This is a genomic window from Pseudomonas viridiflava, from assembly GCF_003702045.1.
Lineage (GTDB): Bacteria > Pseudomonadota > Gammaproteobacteria > Pseudomonadales > Pseudomonadaceae > Aquipseudomonas > Aquipseudomonas viridiflava_C.
Map to the genome: position 1 here is coordinate 56,804 of NZ_RBTP01000022.1, position 16,543 is coordinate 73,346.

The 16,543-nt window shown below is 59.2% G+C and carries 13 protein-coding genes; 1 reads left to right on the plus strand and 12 read right to left on the minus strand.

Annotated features, from left to right (window positions below; all coding sequences use genetic code 11):
* Positions 1-23: 23 nt before the first annotated feature.
* Together fghA and ALP40_RS08320 are read right to left on the minus strand one after the other, a co-directional pair.
* Positions 24-869, minus strand: a complete 846-nt coding sequence (gene fghA / locus ALP40_RS08315; RefSeq protein WP_122207820.1) for an S-formylglutathione hydrolase — start codon at positions 867-869, stop codon at positions 24-26.
* Positions 870-928: 59 nt separating this feature from the next.
* A complete protein-coding gene (locus ALP40_RS08320; RefSeq protein WP_122207821.1) occupies positions 929-2,041 on the minus strand; it encodes an S-(hydroxymethyl)glutathione dehydrogenase/class III alcohol dehydrogenase in 1,113 nt (370 codons plus the stop codon).
* 104 nt (positions 2,042-2,145) lie between these two features.
* On the opposite strand from ALP40_RS08320, the gene ALP40_RS08325 reads away from it, so the two are divergent.
* Positions 2,146-3,042: a LysR substrate-binding domain-containing protein gene (locus tag ALP40_RS08325; protein ID WP_122207822.1), complete on the plus strand. Its 897-nt coding sequence runs from the start codon at positions 2,146-2,148 to the stop codon at positions 3,040-3,042.
* 13 nt (positions 3,043-3,055) lie between these two features.
* Here the strand turns inward: ALP40_RS08325 and ispD are convergent, their stop codons facing one another.
* From ispD to lpxB, 10 genes are all read right to left on the minus strand, one after another.
* On the minus strand, positions 3,056-3,766 hold the full coding sequence (ispD, locus tag ALP40_RS08330; protein WP_122207823.1) for a 2-C-methyl-D-erythritol 4-phosphate cytidylyltransferase: 711 nt from the start codon (positions 3,764-3,766) through the stop codon (positions 3,056-3,058).
* A gap of 15 nt (positions 3,767-3,781) precedes the next feature.
* Positions 3,782-4,060 carry a cell division protein FtsB gene (gene ftsB / locus ALP40_RS08335; RefSeq protein WP_004879054.1) on the minus strand — a complete coding sequence of 93 codons (279 nt, stop codon included), beginning with the start codon at positions 4,058-4,060 and terminating at the stop codon, positions 3,782-3,784.
* A gap of 189 nt (positions 4,061-4,249) precedes the next feature.
* Complete coding sequence (gene eno, locus ALP40_RS08340; RefSeq protein ID WP_004879053.1) at positions 4,250-5,536, minus strand: phosphopyruvate hydratase; 1,287 nt, start codon at positions 5,534-5,536, stop codon at positions 4,250-4,252.
* A 138-nt stretch (positions 5,537-5,674) separates the two neighbouring features.
* Complete coding sequence (gene kdsA / locus ALP40_RS08345; RefSeq protein WP_122207824.1) at positions 5,675-6,520, minus strand: 3-deoxy-8-phosphooctulonate synthase; 846 nt, start codon at positions 6,518-6,520, stop codon at positions 5,675-5,677.
* A 15-nt stretch (positions 6,521-6,535) separates the two neighbouring features.
* Positions 6,536-8,167 (minus strand): CTP synthase, encoded by a 1,632-nt coding sequence (locus ALP40_RS08350; RefSeq protein WP_122207825.1) that lies wholly within the window; start codon positions 8,165-8,167, stop codon positions 6,536-6,538.
* Positions 8,168-8,432: 265 nt separating this feature from the next.
* Positions 8,433-9,770: a tRNA lysidine(34) synthetase TilS gene (tilS, locus tag ALP40_RS08355; RefSeq protein WP_122207826.1), complete on the minus strand. Its 1,338-nt coding sequence runs from the start codon at positions 9,768-9,770 to the stop codon at positions 8,433-8,435.
* Positions 9,771-10,078: 308 nt separating this feature from the next.
* Entirely contained in the window at positions 10,079-11,026 is a 948-nt protein-coding gene (locus tag ALP40_RS08360) for an acetyl-CoA carboxylase carboxyltransferase subunit alpha (RefSeq protein ID WP_122207827.1), read from the minus strand.
* 127 nt (positions 11,027-11,153) lie between these two features.
* Complete coding sequence (dnaE, locus tag ALP40_RS08365) at positions 11,154-14,675, minus strand: DNA polymerase III subunit alpha (protein WP_122207828.1); 3,522 nt, start codon at positions 14,673-14,675, stop codon at positions 11,154-11,156.
* 63 nt (positions 14,676-14,738) lie between these two features.
* A complete protein-coding gene (gene rnhB, locus ALP40_RS08370; RefSeq protein WP_181113912.1) occupies positions 14,739-15,389 on the minus strand; it encodes a ribonuclease HII in 651 nt (216 codons plus the stop codon).
* Between the two features lie 11 nt (positions 15,390-15,400).
* The gene (gene lpxB / locus ALP40_RS08375; protein ID WP_122207830.1) at positions 15,401-16,543 is read right to left on the minus strand and encodes a lipid-A-disaccharide synthase; all 1,143 of its coding nucleotides are present in this window, start codon (positions 16,541-16,543) and stop codon (positions 15,401-15,403) included.

Genomic DNA, 16,543 nt, shown 5'->3' on the forward strand with positions numbered 1-16,543 from the left:
AAGCCAGCGTGTGCGAATGGCCTTCAGTCACGCAACGCGCTGGCGTGATGACGTAAATGATCCTCTATGAAGCTGGCGATAAAGAAATAGCTGTGGTCGTAACCGGGCTGCATTCTCAACGTCAATGGTTGCTGCGAGGCCTTGGCCGCCTGCACGAGCGTTTCGGGCTTGAGCTGGTTGACGAGAAAATCATCACGGTCGCCCTGATCTACCAGGATCGGCAGTTTTTCCGTCGCCTCAGCCATCAGCACACTGGCATCCCACTCGCGCCAGCGTGAACGGTCTTCGCCCAGATAACGCGAAAACGCTTTCTGCCCCCACGGGCAATCCATCGGGTTACTGATAGGCGAAAATGCCGAGATCGATTTATAGCGACCCGGGTTACGCAATGCACACACCAGCGCGCCGTGCCCGCCCATCGAATGGCCACTGATACTGCGAGCCTGGGAAGCCGGGAAATGCGCTTCGATCAGAGCGGGCAATTCCGTGACCACGTAATCGTGCATTTGGTAGTGACGAGCGTAAGGCTGTTCGGTGGCATTGAGATAAAAGCCCGCGCCCAGACCAAAATCCCAAGCGCCGTCCGGGTCGCCAGGCACATCAGGACCGCGCGGGCTGGTGTCTGGCGCCACGATGATGATGCCAAGCTCGGCAGCCACGCGCTGGGCCGCTGCTTTCTGCATGAAGTTCTCGTCGGTGCAGGTCAGACCGGACAGCCAGTACAGCACCGGCAGCTTGCCACCCTGCTCCGCCTGCGGGGGCAGGTAAACCGCGAACACCATGTCGCAACCCAGCACCTGGGAGGCGTGCTTGTAACGCTTGTGCCAGCCGCCGAAGCTCTTCTGGCAGGAGATATTTTCCAGGGTCATGGTCAACTCCGAACGACCGGCAGCAGGCCTTATAAGGGCCTGCTGCCCATCGTCGCTGTTTAGAAGTGGATGACGGTACGGATGCTTTTGCCTTCGTGCATCAGGTCAAAAGCCTTGTTGATGTCTTCCAGACCCATCGTGTGGGTGATGAAGGTGTCCAGAGGGATCTCGCCCGTTTGCGCCATATCGACATAGCTCGGCAGCTCGGTACGACCGCGCACGCCGCCGAACGCCGAACCGCGCCAGACGCGTCCGGTCACCAGCTGGAATGGACGGGTGGAAATTTCCTGACCGGCACCAGCCACGCCAATAACGACTGATTCACCCCAGCCTTTATGGCAGCACTCAAGCGCAGCACGCATTAATTGAACGTTCCCGATGCACTCGAACGAGAAGTCCACGCCGCCGTCGGTCATGTCGACGATGACTTCCTGAATCGGGCGATCGAAGTCTTTCGGGTTCACGCACTCTGTTGCACCCAACTGCTTGGCAATCTCGAACTTGGCAGGGTTGATGTCGATGGCAATGATTCGCGACGCCTTGGCTTTCACCGCGCCGATCACGGCCGACAGGCCGATGCCACCCAGACCGAAGACGGCCACGGTGTCACCGGGTTTGACCTTGGCGGTATTGAGTACCGCACCGATACCGGTGGTGACGCCGCACCCCAAGAGGCAGACTTTTTCCAGTGGTGCCTTTTTGTCGATCTTGGCCACCGAAATTTCCGGCAGGACGGTGTATTCGGAGAAGGTCGACGTGCCCATGTAATGGAAAATCGGCTCACCCTTATAGGAGAAGCGCGATGTACCATCCGGCATCAGACCCTTGCCCTGAGTGGAACGGATCGCCTGGCACAGGTTGGTTTTGCCGGAGCGGCAGAATTTGCACTGGCGGCATTCAGGGGTGTAGAGCGGGATCACATGATCGCCGACGACGACCGACGTGACACCCTCGCCGACCGCCTCGACGATAGCGCCGCCTTCGTGGCCCAGAATCGACGGAAAGATACCTTCAGGGTCAGCGCCGGACAGCGTGTACGCATCGGTATGGCAAACGCCGGACGCCACGACGCGCAGCAGCACCTCGCCCGCCTTGGGCATGGCGACATCGACTTCCACGATTTCCAGTGGCTTCTTGGCCTCAAAGGCAACAGCAGCACGTGACTTGATCATCAATCTTCTCCGGCGAACTAAAACAAGGTGTGCAGTGTAGTACAGTGCCAATTGGCGAGTAATACAGCCAAAAGCAAAACATTAATGCTGTACAGGGATAATCGATGTACACCAATCGCTGGGAAGGCCTCGATGAATTTGTGGCGGTGGCTGAATGCGGTCAGTTCACTGCGGCGGCACTGCGCCTGGGCGTTTCGTCCTCGCACGTCAGCCGCCAGATCGTTCGGCTCGAAGAGCGGTTACAGACTCGTCTGCTGTACCGCAGCACACGCAAAGTGGCACTCACCGAGGCAGGCCAGACGTTTTTGCACCATTGCCAGCGATTGCAGGATGGACGCGAAGAAGCGCTAAGAGCAGTCGGCGACTTGGCCAGCGAGCCCAAAGGATTGCTGCGCATGACATGCGCAGTAGCGTATGGAGAACGTTTTATCACGCCGCTCGTGACACGTTTCATGGACATCTATCCGCATTTGCGGGTCGATATCGAGCTAAGCAACGACACGCTGGACCTGGTTCATGAAGGCATGGACCTGGCGATTCGACTCGGACGGCTGCAGGACTCGCGCCTGGTCGCCACTCGACTGGCCCCCAGGCGCATGTACCTGTGTGCGTCGCCTTCCTACATCGAACGCTACGGCCGTCCGCATAGCTTGTCGGAATTGAGCCGCCACAACTGCCTGATCGGCAGCAGCGATACGTGGCTGCTTCAACACAACGGACGCGAATTTTCTCAACGCGTGCAAGGCAATTGGCGCTGCAACAGCGGCCAGGCCGTGCTGGACGCCGCGCTGCAAGGAGTCGGGCTGTGCCAGTTGCCGGACTATTACGTCCAGAAGCACCTCAAAAGCGGCGCGCTGATCTCGTTGCTGGACATGCATCAGCCGCCCAACACTGCCGTATGGGCACTCTACCCACAGCAGAGACACCTTTCGCCCAAGGTCCGCAAGCTGGTGGATTATTTAAAGGAAGGACTGGCGATGCGTGATGAGTACCAGCAATAGCAAACCGGATTCATCAACGACTCACATCACCACGGCGCTGGCGTAGCCACTCAAGGTCTTCAGGTCGGGTGACCTTGATGTTATCGGACCGACCTTCGATCAGACGCGGCGATTGACCGGCCCATTCAATGGCCGATGCCTCGTCGGTGATGCTGACATTCGACACCAGACTGTCCGCCAGCGCTCGATGCAGGGCACCCAGGCGAAACATCTGCGGCGTGTAGGCTTGCCAGATAAGGCTGCGGTCAACCGTTTCGGCTACACGACCGTCGCTGCCGGCACGCTTGAGCGTATCCCGCGCAGGGACCGCCAGCAGGCCGCCAACCGGGTCATCCGCCAGCTCACTGAGCAGATTGTCCAGGTCGCTACGGGCCAGATTGGGACGCGCCGCATCGTGAACCAGGACCCAATCATCGTCACTCGCACCCTGCGCATGCAAATGCAGCAAGGCATTGAGGACTGAACCCGAACGCTCTTTACCACCGTCGACCCGCTGGATCCGAGAGTCCAGCGCACAAGGCAAGCCCGGCCAGTACGGATCATCCACGGCAAGGCTGATCACCAGGCCCTTGAGACGGGGGTGATCCAGAAAACCTAACAGGCTGTGTTCAAGAATTGTCAGGCCGCCCAGTTGCAGGTACTGCTTGGGACGGTCAGCTGCCATACGGGCACCAATGCCCGCTGCAGGTATCACTGCCCAGAAGGCAGGGAGAAAGTCTTTCATGACACCTACTTTTTGTTATTGCGCCAACTGATACAGGGTTTCACCATCCTTGACCATGCCCAGTTCATGACGGGCACGCTCTTCGACGGTTTCCAGTCCCTTTTTCAGCTCCATGACTTCAGCATCAAGCACACGATTGCGCTCCAGCAAGACCTGATTTTCGGCATGCTGATCCGCGATCTGCTGGTTCAGGCTGGCCACCTGCGCGAGGCTGCCATTGCCTACCCACAGGCGATACTGCAGGCCGGCAAGCAATAGAAGCAGGATGAGGAACAACCAGTTAGGACTGCGCATTGAAATATCAGGTACCCAGTAAAAAAGACGGCAGAGCCAACACAACAAACAAACGACTGAGGGCATTGAGCCTGACATAAGCCAGGCTCAATCACTCCAGATTACAACGGAGCGTCAGCATCGGCGTTACGGGTGAAACCGGATGAGCCGGTTTTCCCGCACGCCCCTGCGTCTTTTACCATCTATGGCTCAACCGCGAAACTCGGCACGACCGTTATAAACGGCTTTGGAGCCCAGTTGCTCTTCGATGCGCAACAGCTGGTTGTACTTTGATACGCGGTCCGAGCGGCACAGCGAACCGGTCTTGATCTGACCGGCAGACGTGCCCACGGCCAGATCGGCAATGGTCGAATCTTCGGTTTCACCGGAACGGTGCGAGATCACGGCGGTGTAACCGGCAGCCTTGGCCATCTGAATGGCTTCCAGCGTTTCGGTCAGCGTACCGATCTGGTTGAACTTGATCAGGATCGAGTTGGCAATCTTCTTGTCGATGCCTTCTTTCAGGATCTTGGTGTTGGTCACGAACAGGTCGTCGCCCACCAGCTGGATCTTGTCGCCGATCTTGTCGGTGAGGATCTTCCAGCCTGCCCAGTCGGACTCGTCCAGGCCGTCTTCGATCGAGATGATCGGGTGTTTGCTGACCAGATCGGCCAAGTAGTCGGCGAAACCGGCAGAGTCGTACTCGCCTTCTTCGCTGAGCTTGTACTTGCCGTCCTTGTAGAACTCGCTTGCCGCGCAGTCCAGGGCCAGGGTCACATCGGTGCCCAGCTTGTAACCGGCGTTGGAAACGGCCTCGGCAATCGCGCTGAGCGCTTCTTCGTTGGACGCCAGGTTAGGCGCGAACCCCCCTTCGTCACCCACAGCAGTGTTCAGGCCACGTGCCTTGAGAACAGCCTTGAGGTGATGGAAAATCTCGGTGCCCCAGCGCAGGCCTTCAGCGAACGACTTGGCGCCCACCGGCTGAACCATGAATTCCTGGATGTCGATGTTGTTATCGGCGTGCTCGCCACCGTTGATGATGTTCATCATCGGGACCGGCATCGAGTAGACACCTGGCGTGCCGTTCAGGTTGGCGATGTGCGCGTACAGCGGCAGATCCTGATCCTGGGCAGCGGCTTTTGCGGCGGCCAGGGAAACAGCGAGAATCGCGTTGGCGCCCAGACTTGCCTTGTTCTCGGTCGCGTCCAGCGCAATCATCGCGTGGTCCAGCGCCTTTTGGTCAACCGGGTCCTTGCCCAGCAGCAGGTCGCGGATCGGACCGTTGATGTTGGCGACTGCCTTCAGCACGCCCTTGCCCATGTAACGGCTCTTGTCGCCATCACGCAGCTCCAGCGCTTCGCGCGAGCCGGTTGAAGCACCTGACGGCGCACAGGCGCTGCCAATGATGCCGTTATCGAGGAGCACATCTGCTTCCACGGTGGGATTGCCACGGGAGTCGAGAACTTCACGACCTTTGATGTCGACGATTTTTGCCATTGTTGTAAACACTCCAAGATTGACGAAAACGACGCAGCTGGAAAACGGTACGCGCAATCAGACGCAAAAAACGGCAGGCCTGAATGCGACAACCCCGTCACGAATGACGGGGAACGGCACTTTACCTGAGAACCCTGTTCAAGCGGTTTCTACGATCGGAAAACTTTTCACAAGTTCATCCAGCGACTTGAGCTGAGCCAGGAACGGCTCCAGCTTGTCCAGGCGCAAGGCGCAGGGACCATCACATTTGGCATTGTCAGGGTCGGGGTGTGCTTCAAGGAACAGCCCCGCCAGACTCTGGCTCAGGCCAGCCTTTGCCAGATCCAGCACCTGGGCACGGCGGCCACCGGCCGAATCGGCGCGGCCACCCGGCATTTGCAGGGCGTGGGTCACGTCGAAAAACACCGGGTACTCGAACTGCTTCATGATGCCGAAGCCGAGCATGTCCACCACCAGGTTGTTGTAACCAAAGCTGGAACCGCGCTCACACAGGATCAACTGATCATTGCCAGCTTCCACGCACTTGGCCAGGATGTGTTTCATCTCCTGAGGCGCGAGGAACTGGGCTTTCTTGATATTGATCACTGCACCGGTCTTGGCCATCGCGACCACCAGGTCGGTCTGGCGCGACAGGAAAGCCGGCAACTGGATGATGTCGCACACCTCTGCAACGACGGCAGCCTGCTCAGGCTCATGCACATCAGTGATCAACGGGACGTTGAAGGTACGCTTGATCTCTTCAAAGATGCGCATGCCCTCTTCCAGACCCGGCCCCCGATAGGACGTGACCGAAGAACGGTTGGCCTTGTCGAAACTGGCCTTGAACACGTAAGGGATACCGAGCTTTTCGGTAACCCGCACGTATTCTTCACAGACCTGCATGGCCATGTCTCGTGACTCAAGCACGTTCATGCCGCCGAACAGCACCATTGGCTTGTCGTTGGCGATCTCGATGGAGCCTACGCGGATGGTTTTCTGAGCCATGTGTCGATATCCCTGTCAGGCGTTCTTTTGACGTTGAGCCAGCGCAGCTTTGACGAAACCGCTGAACAGCGGATGACCGTCACGCGGCGTGGAAGTGAACTCCGGGTGGAACTGGCAGGCCACGAACCACGGATGATCAGGCGCCTCGACCACTTCGACCAGCGCGCCATCACCGGAACGACCGGAAATCTTCAGGCCGGCTTCGATCAGTTGTGGCAGCAGGTTGTTGTTCACTTCGTAACGATGACGATGACGCTCGACGATCACATCGTTCTTGTAGCAATCGTGAACCAGCGAACCGGACTCCAGTTGGCATTCCTGCGCACCCAGACGCATCGTGCCGCCCAGGTCGGAGCTTTCGGTACGGGTTTCCACAGCGCCGGTCGCGTCTTCCCACTCGGTGATCAGACCCACGACAGGGTGTGCGCTGGTGCGGTCGAACTCGGTGGAGTTGGCATCTTTCCAGCCCAGCACGTTACGTGCGAACTCGATGACCGCCACCTGCATACCCAGGCAAATCCCCAGGTAAGGCACCTTGTTTTCACGTGCGAACTGAACGGCGGTGATCTTGCCTTCAACGCCGCGCAGACCAAAACCGCCCGGAACCAGAATCGCGTCCACGCCTTCGAGCAGACCGGTGCCCTGGTTCTCGATGTCTTCGGAATCGATGTAGCGCAGGTTGACCTTGGTGCGGTTAGTGATACCGGCGTGGCTCATGGCCTCGATCAACGACTTGTAGGCGTCGAGCAGTTCCATGTACTTGCCGACCATCGCGATGGTGACTTCGTGTTCAGGGTTGAGCTTGGCATCGACGACCTTGTCCCACTCGGACAGATCGGCACCGCCGCATTGCAGACCGAAGCGCTCGACGACGAAATCGTCCAGCCCCTGCGAGTGCAGGATGCCAGGGATCTTGTAGATGGTGTCGGCGTCTTCCAGTGCGATCACCGCACGCTCTTCGACGTTGGTGAACTGAGCGATCTTGCGACGCGACGAGTTGTCGATCGGGTGATCGGAGCGGCACACCAGAATGTCCGGCTGCAGACCGATGGAACGCAGTTCCTTGACCGAATGCTGCGTCGGCTTGGTCTTGGTTTCGCCTGCGGTGGCGATGTACGGGACCAGCGTCAGGTGCATCAGCATCGCGCGGCGTGCGCCGACTTCGAAACGCAGCTGGCGAATGGCTTCAAGAAACGGTTGCGACTCGATATCACCGACCGTACCGCCGATTTCGACCAACGCCACCTCGGCATCGCCTGCACCCTTGATGATGCGGCGCTTGATCTCGTCGGTGATGTGCGGAATGACCTGAATGGTCGCGCCCAGGTAATCACCACGGCGCTCTTTGCGCAGGACGTGTTCATAAACACGGCCGGTGGTGAAGTTGTTGTTCTGGGTCATGGTGGTGCGGATGAACCGCTCGTAGTGACCAAGGTCCAGGTCGGTTTCAGCGCCGTCGTGAGTGACGAACACTTCACCGTGCTGGAACGGGCTCATAGTGCCTGGGTCCACGTTGATGTAGGGATCCAGTTTGAGCATGGTGACCTTAAGCCCCCTCGCCTCCAGGATGGCCGCCAATGAAGCCGAGGCAATGCCTTTCCCCAATGAAGAAACAACACCGCCCGTGACGAAGATGTAGCGCGTCATGAAAAACCCTAGAAGTCTGCGTTAAAGCGGTCAGAGCCGCCGGGGAAAGCGAAGGAAGGCCGAAGCCCCCGATTACCGACAAAATTCACGGTGCACTCCCGAAACTGCTGCGTTGGAACCGACCGGCCGAAAGCCTGCCTATTACGCGTCACATTTTAAGAAATCGCCCAGCAAACACTGGTTGGTAACCGGCAACTCATGTTGTTTCAAAAGAACCAACAGAAGCTGTATCAAGAAGGGAGCGTAGTCTACCTGAAAGGCCCTTTCAGCTCAAACTTTGGTCGCTCGTCGGCGGCAGCCAGCATAATTGCCAGCTTCCATTGGCCGAAGCGTCCAGTCCGGGCAGGTTCGCCACCGCCAGCAACCGGTCTTCGCGGTACAGCAGCGGCAATCTGCCGCGGATGAACGAAGGCACACCGCGCTCGTTGAGCAAGCGTTTGAGATCGCGATGACCGCGTCCGGCAACATGAAGGACTTCAGCGCCCTGCCGATAACGCACGAGAAGCGGCCCTTCTGGCGCATCACCCTGTATCCAGAGCTGCCCGTTACCGGGCAGGTTCAATGGCTGGCGCGGGTCCACCCAGTTCAGGGCTCCTTCAACCCTGCCAAGCCAAGGCTCCGACAACCACCACAGATGCCCCTGCGTGCGATGCACTTCGCCGTCGGTCAAACGCCATATCGGCTGCGCGCCCTCCCCCGCATCTCGCAAGGTGCTCCAGCCCGACCAGTGATCGGTGTCCGGCAAACGGGTCAGCGGTGTCAGCCAGTGACGCAGCGCGTTGCGTTGTCGAGCCGCGGACAAACCGGCAAGAGGCCCTATAGCCAACACGGGCAGGCCGAGCCAGGCAAACGGCGTGATGGCTTGGGCGTCGGCCAGATCCTGCTCGGCAAGCTCTCCCAAAAGCTCTTGGGCTTCGCCGAGATGACGGGCTGTGCGCGCCATGCCGGAAACGGCCTGCGGCCATCTGGAGGTCAGCAACGGTATGACCTGTGCGCGCAGGAAGTTACGCGAAAACCGGATGTCGACGTTGCTGGGGTCCTCGATCCAGTTCAGACCGTGTTCGCGGGCATAGCTTTGAAGTTCGCTACGCGGACAGTCAAGCAGCGGCCTGACCAGATACCCCTGTCCCAGATCACGAGACTCAGGCATCGCCGCGAGGCCTCGCACACCTGCACCGCGCATCAGACGAAACAATAGGGTTTCAGCTTGATCGTCGCGATGCTGACCGGTCAGCAGCACCTCTCCCTCGCCCAGCCGCTGGGAAAACGCCGCGTAACGCGCCTGCCGGGCTGCCTGTTCAAGACTGGCGCCCGGCTCTACCGTTACGGTCATGATCTGAAACGGTACGTCGAGTGACTGACAGACCTGCCGACAATGCTCCGGCCAGCCATCGGCAACAGCCTGCAAACCGTGATGAACATGAATCGCTTTCAGGTCAGGCAGACGTTCATGAGTGGCGAGCCGAGCCAGAAGATGCAGCAGAACAGTAGAGTCGAGGCCACCGGAGAAACCGACATGCCAGACAGGCGCGTCGCGCCAGGGCGCCAGGACTTTAAGAAGCCTGGAGGATAGATCATGACCGCTATGGCTTGGATGGGTCATTGATAAGCTCATTCATGCCGGGCAACACATAAAGCGTGGGAGCCCAGGCTTCTGACGTCGCACTGTCGTGCAGTGATCGTGGGAGCGGACCCCGGGGGGCGTTCCGTTTGTCCGCGAAAAGGGCGGTGCATCCGACGACGATTCAGCGACTTGAATGCAGTGTTCGCGGACAAGTCCGCTCCCACGGTCCGGTGCTTGCTGCGCGACACCGCTACGTCAAGATGTGGTGGGGCCTCCCACTGCCCAGCGCTTGCCTCAGCCGGAAGAGAACACTGCGCCGGAAACACAGCGCCCTCTTCACGCTCTTCTTACAAGCCGTAGCTCATCAGGCGATCGTAACGGCGGGTCAGCAGTGCGTCGTTGTCGAACTTCTTGAGCATCGCCAACTGGCTGCTCAACTCTTCACGAATCGAGGCGGATGCTGCAACCGGGTCGCGGTGTGCGCCGCCCAGCGGCTCGGTGATGACCTTGTCCACAATACCCAGGCCTTTGAGGCGCTCGGCCGTAATGCCCATTGCTTCGGCGGCATCGGGAGCCTTTTCGGCCGTCTTCCAAAGAATCGATGCACAGCCTTCCGGCGAGATAACCGCGTAGGTGGAGTACTGCAGCATGTTCAACTGGTCGCACACGCCGATGGCCAATGCACCACCTGAACCACCTTCGCCGATAACCGTGGCGATGATTGGGGTTTTCAGACGCGCCATGACGCGCAGGTTCCAGGCAATCGCCTCGCTCTGGTTGCGCTCTTCAGCGTCGATGCCTGGGTAGGCGCCCGGTGTATCGATGAACGTCAGGATCGGCATCTTGAAACGCTCGGCCATCTCCATCAGGCGGCAGGCCTTGCGATAACCCTCTGGGCGGGGCATGCCGAAGTTTCGACGTACCTTCTCCCGCACTTCGCGGCCTTTCTGGTGACCGATCACCATCACCGGCTGGCCTTCCAGGCGCGCTACGCCGCCCACGATGGCCGCGTCGTCAGAGAAGTGGCGGTCGCCATGCAGCTCATCGAACTCGGTGAAGATGTTCTGAATGTAATCCAGCGTATACGGACGACGGGGATGACGCGCCATGCGCGCAATCTGCCAACTGGTCAGGTTGCTGAAGATACTTTCGGTGAGTGTCCGGCTCTTGTCTTGCAGTCGGGCGATCTCGTCGCCGATGTTCAACGAGTTATCGTTACCCACCAGGCGCAGTTCTTCGATCTTGGCTTGCAAGTCAGCGATCGGCTGTTCGAAATCAAGAAAATTCGGGTTCATAGGCATCCGTCTTGGGTCGACGGCCAAGAGGCCGGCCGGTTGATCCGTCTGCGCCTTTTCCTCTGGAAACAGGCGCGGTCAGGTCGAATTTAAATTCAGGGCTGAGCGCAGGTCGGGCCTGCGGCGTTCAGCGATACTGGAGAAAGACGTTCTCACGCCCGAACTGGTCACGCAGAGCTTGAATCAAGCTGTCTGCCGGATCAATCCGCCATGCTTCTCCGAACTGCAGTAACGCTTTGGCATCCTTACCGGTGTAGTCCACCGTGATCGGACAGGCGCCGCGATGGCGCTTGCACAGATCGCCGAGCCAACGCAGCCGGTCGCCCTTGAGCGCGTCGGCATGCACCGTCACTCGCAGGCTTTCGGCCAGATTGGTTCGCGCATCTTCGATACTCATGACGCGCTTGGCACGCAGCCTCAAGCCGCCGGAGAAGTCATCATTACTCACTTCGCCTTCAACCACCACCATAGCATCGGTCTGCAACAGCGACTGAGCCGAATGAAACGCTTCGGCAAACAGCGAAGCTTCGATACGTGCAGAGCGGTCATCCAGGGTAATGAATCCCATCTTGTCGCCCTTCTTGTTCTTCATCACGCGTAGCGCAATGATCAGGCCTGCCACCGTTTGGGTATCTCGGGCTGGCTTGAGGTCGATGATGCGCTGGCGTGCGAATCGGCGAATCTCGCCTTCGTATTCGTCGATCGGGTGACCCGTCAGGTAAAGCCCCAGGGTCTCCTTCTCACCACGCAAACGATCCTTGAGGCTCAGCTCGCGGGTCTTGCGGTGATTGGCGTAGACGTCGGCGTCTTCTTCAACGAACAGCCCGCCAAACAGGTCCGAGTGGCCGCTGTCCCGGCTGCGCGCGGTCTGCTCGGCCGCTTGAATGGCCTCTTCCAGCGCAGCGAGCAACACCGAGCGGTTACGGTCGATGTTGGCCTGATAGGCCTTGGGTTCTAGCTCGAAGTACGGACCGAGCCGATCCAGTGCACCGCTGCGGATCAGACCGTCGAGGGTCCGCTTGTTGACGCGCTTGAGGTCGACACGGGCGCAGAAATCGAACAGGTCCTTGAACGGCCCGTTCAGGCGAGCTTCGGTGATTGCCTCGACCGGTCCTTCACCCACGCCCTTGATCGCACCTAGACCGTACAGAATCCGGCCATCATCACTGACCGTGAATTTGAAATCGGAAGTGTTCACGTCGGGCGCGTCGAGACGCAGCTTCATCGTGCGCACTTCCTCGATCAGGGTCACGACCTTGTCGGTGTTGTGCATGTCCGCTGACAACACGGCCGCCATGAACGGCGCCGGGTAGTGAGTCTTCAGCCAGGCGGTCTGGTATGAAACCAGGCCGTAGGCGGCGGAGTGAGACTTGTTGAAACCGTAACCGGCGAATTTCTCCACCAGGTCAAAAATGTTACCGGCAAGATCCGGATCAATGTTGTTGGTCTTGCAGCCGTCGATGAAACCGCCACGCTGCTTGGCCATTTCCTCGGGCTTCTTTTTACCCATTGCACGACGCAGCATGTCTGCCCCGCCAAGGGTATAGCCGGCCATGACCTGAGCGATCTGCATCACCTGTTCCTGATACAGGATGATGCCGTAGGTCGGTGCCAGCACGGGCTTCAAACCTTCGTACTGGTAATCCACGTGCGGATAGGACAGCTCGGCACGTCCGTGCTTGCGGTTGATGAAATCGTCAACCATGCCCGATTGCAGTGGGCCCGGACGGAACAGGGCCACCAGAGCGATGAGGTCTTCCAGACAGTCCGGCTTGAGCTTCTTGATCAGCTCTTTCATGCCTCGCGACTCGAGCTGGAACACGGCTGTCGTCTCGGCGCGCTGCAACAGCTGGTAGGTCGGCATGTCATCCAGAGGGATGAACGCGATGTCCAGCGGCGCTTCGTTGACCTTGGCGCGGTCACGATTGATCGTTTTCAGCGCCCAGTCGATGATGGTCAGGGTTCGCAGACCGAGGAAGTCGAACTTCACCAGACCTGCCGCCTCGACGTCATCCTTGTCGAATTGGGTTACCAGACCGTCACCGGCCTCGTCGCAGTAGATTGGCGAGAAATCCGTCAGTTTGGTAGGGGCGATCACCACGCCACCGGCGTGCTTGCCCACGTTACGCACGACCCCCTCAAGCTTGAGGGCCATTTCCCAGATTTCAGCCGCTTCCTCATCGACCTTGAGGAAGTCACGCAGGATTTCTTCCTGCTCGTAGGCCTTCTCAAGCGTCATGCCGACTTCGAACGGGATCATTTTCGACAGGCGATCCGCAAGCCCATAGGACTTGCCCTGAACCCGCGCCACGTCCCGCACCACAGCCTTCGCGGCCATTGAACCGAAGGTGATGATCTGGCTGACCGCGTTGCGGCCGTACTTCTCGGCCACGTAGTCGATGACCCGGTCACGACCGTCCATGCAAAAGTCGACGTCGAAGTCCGGCATCGACACCCGCTCCGGGTTCAGGAAGCGTTCGAACAGCAGGTCGTATTCCAGCGGGTCAAGGTCAGTAATCTTCTGCACATAGGCAACCAGCGAGCCGGCACCCGACCCACGACCAGGACCTACAGGCACGCCGTTGCTCTTGGCCCACTGGATGAAGTCCATCACGATCAGGAAGTAACCGGGGAATCCCATCTGGATGATGATATCCAGTTCGAAATTCAGCCGGTCAACATAGACCTGGCGTTTGGCCTCGTAATCTTCCGTGGTGTCCTTGGGCAGCAGGACCGACAGGCGCTCCTCCAGGCCGTCGAACGAAACCTTGCGGAAATATTCATCAATGGTCATGCCATCGGGGATCGGGAAGTTAGGCAGGAAGTGCGTGCCCAGCTTGACGTCGATGTTGCAGCGCTTGGCGATTTCGACGCTGTTGGTCAGTGCCTCGGGCAGGTCGCTGAACAGCTCGGCCATTTCTTCCGGGCTTTTCAGGTACTGCTGATCGCTGTAGTTGTGCGAACGCCGAGGGTCGTCCAGTGCGCGACCTTCGCCGATGCAGACGCGGGTTTCATGTGCCTCGAAATCGGTTTGCTTGATGAAACGCACATCGTTGGTCGCGACCAGCGGCGCGCCGTGGCGGTCAGCCAGGGCAACGGCGGCGTGCAGGTGCTCTTCATCGTTGGCGCGGTTGGTGCGCTGCACTTCGATGTAGTAACGATCCGCAAACACCTCCATCCACTCACGCAGCAGCTCGTCAGCCTCGCCCGGATTACCGCCGAGCAACGCCATGCCAATCTCGCCTTCCTTGGCTGCTGACAGCGCGATCAGACCGTCACTCGCCTGGGCGACCCACTCACGCTGAATGACGATCTGACCGTTGCGCTGGCCTTCGATAAAACCGCGAGAAATCAACTCGGTCAGGTTGCGATAACCCTGAGCGTTCATGACCAACAGGCTGATACGGCTGAGCGCTGCATCTTCGTCGCGGCCTGCCAGCCACAGATCGGCGCCGCAGATCGGCTTGATGCCCGCACCCTGCGCCGCCTTATAGAATTTGACCAGCGAGCACATGTTGTTCTGATCGGTCACCGCCACGGCAGGCATGTTCATGCCGGTCAACGCCTTGATCAACGGTTTGACCCGGACCAGACCATCAACCAGTGAGTATTCGGTGTGCAGGCGTAGATGAACGAAAGAAGCCGGCATGGTGATCCTATAGCGCGTAAACAAAAAACGAGGACGCGATTGTAGCGAGCCCTGACTGAAACGTCAGTCCTGCAGCAATCCGATCGATGAGGAAACCTGCGCCATCATCATGGCCGCACGCGCTTCATGGGCGGCGCGAACCGGCGCGAAAGAACGCCGATGAATCGGTGTCGGCCCCAGTCGTGCCAAGGCTTCCAGATGCACAGGCGTGGGGTAACCCTTGTGGCCACCCATGCCATAGCCCGGATAAATGAGTTCGAAGGCGGCCATTTCCCGATCGCGACTGACCTTGGCAAGAATCGATGCCGCCGCAATTGCCGGCACCTTGGCGTCGCCCTGCACCACGGGCGCGGACGGCACGGACAGCTGCGGACAGCGATTGCCGTCGATCAGGGCAAGCTTGGGGGTAATGCTCAACCCTTCCACGGCACGCTTCATGGCCAGCATCGTCGCGTGCAGGATGTTCAAGTCGTCGATTTCCTCGACTTCAGCCCGGGCAATGAACCAGCACAAGGCTTTTTCCTGGATTTCATCGAACAGCTTCTCGCGCCTGGCCTCGGTCAGCTTCTTGGAGTCGTTGAGGCCAAGAATCGGTCTGGCCGGGTCAAGAATGACTGCAGCGGTCACAACAGCTCCGCACAGCGGTCCTCGGCCCACTTCATCGACACCTGCGACCAGATCTTCGACCAGCGTGAAATCCAGACCTGTTTGTATCATCGGCTTACTCACAGTGGTGACGTTTGCCCAAGCAGGCTCAATACCGCATCGGCAGCCTGATTGGAGGCATCGCGGCGCAACGTCCGGTGAATCTCGTCAAAACCTTGGGTTTGCGCCTGCCCTTGGTCGATCAAAGGCAACAGCGTTTGCGCCAACGCCTCGGGGGTGGCCGCGTCTTGCAGCAATTCAGGCACTAAAAGGCGCTGAGCCAGCAGGTTGGGCAGTGAAACGTAGGGGCTTTTCACCAGCCGCTTGAGTATCCAGAAGGTAACTGGCGCGAGACGATAGGCAACCACCATCGGACGCTTGTACAACAACGCCTCCAGGGTCGCCGTGCCGGACGCGATCAACACGGCATCGCAAGCGGCCAACGCAACATGCGACTGTCCATCGAGCAGCGTGACAGGCAGGTCGCGCCCCTGCAGCAGCTCTTCAATCTGGGCCCGCCGCTGCGGGCTGGCACAGGGCAGCACGAAACGCATGGTCGGGCGCTGTGCCAGAAGAAGCTGGGCAGCCTCGAAGAACAAGGCGCCCAACCGGCCCACCTCACCGCCACGGCTGCCCGGCATCAAGGCAACGACAGGCCCCTCTCCCGGCAATCGAAGCTCGGAGCGGGCCGCCGCACGGTCGGATTCCAAGGGAATCGTGTCGGCAAGCGGATGCCCGACAAAACGAACCGGCACGCCTTTCTCTTCGTAAAAACGCGCTTCGAACGGCAACAGGGTCAGCATCAGATCGCAACCCTCGCGAATCTTGAGCACACGCTTCTGACGCCACGCCCATACCGACGGGCTGACGTAATGAACGGTCTTGATCCCTGCGCGACGCAGTTGAAGTTCGATATTGAGGGTGAAATCCGGAGCATCAATACCGATGAAGACATCAGGCTGCTCATTGATCAGGGTCTGGACCAGCAGCTTGCGCCTGGCGAGCAATTCACGCAGACGACCCAGTACTTCCACCAGCCCCATGACCGAGAGGCGTTCCATAGGGAAATACGACTGCATACCCTCCGCTTCCATGAGCGGACCGCCGACGCCGATGAACTGGACGTCAGGGTGACGCGCTTTGATCGCACGCATCAGGCCGGAACCGAGAATGTCGCCCGAGGCCTCGCCAGCCACCAGCGCGATACGCAATAGCCTGGCCAT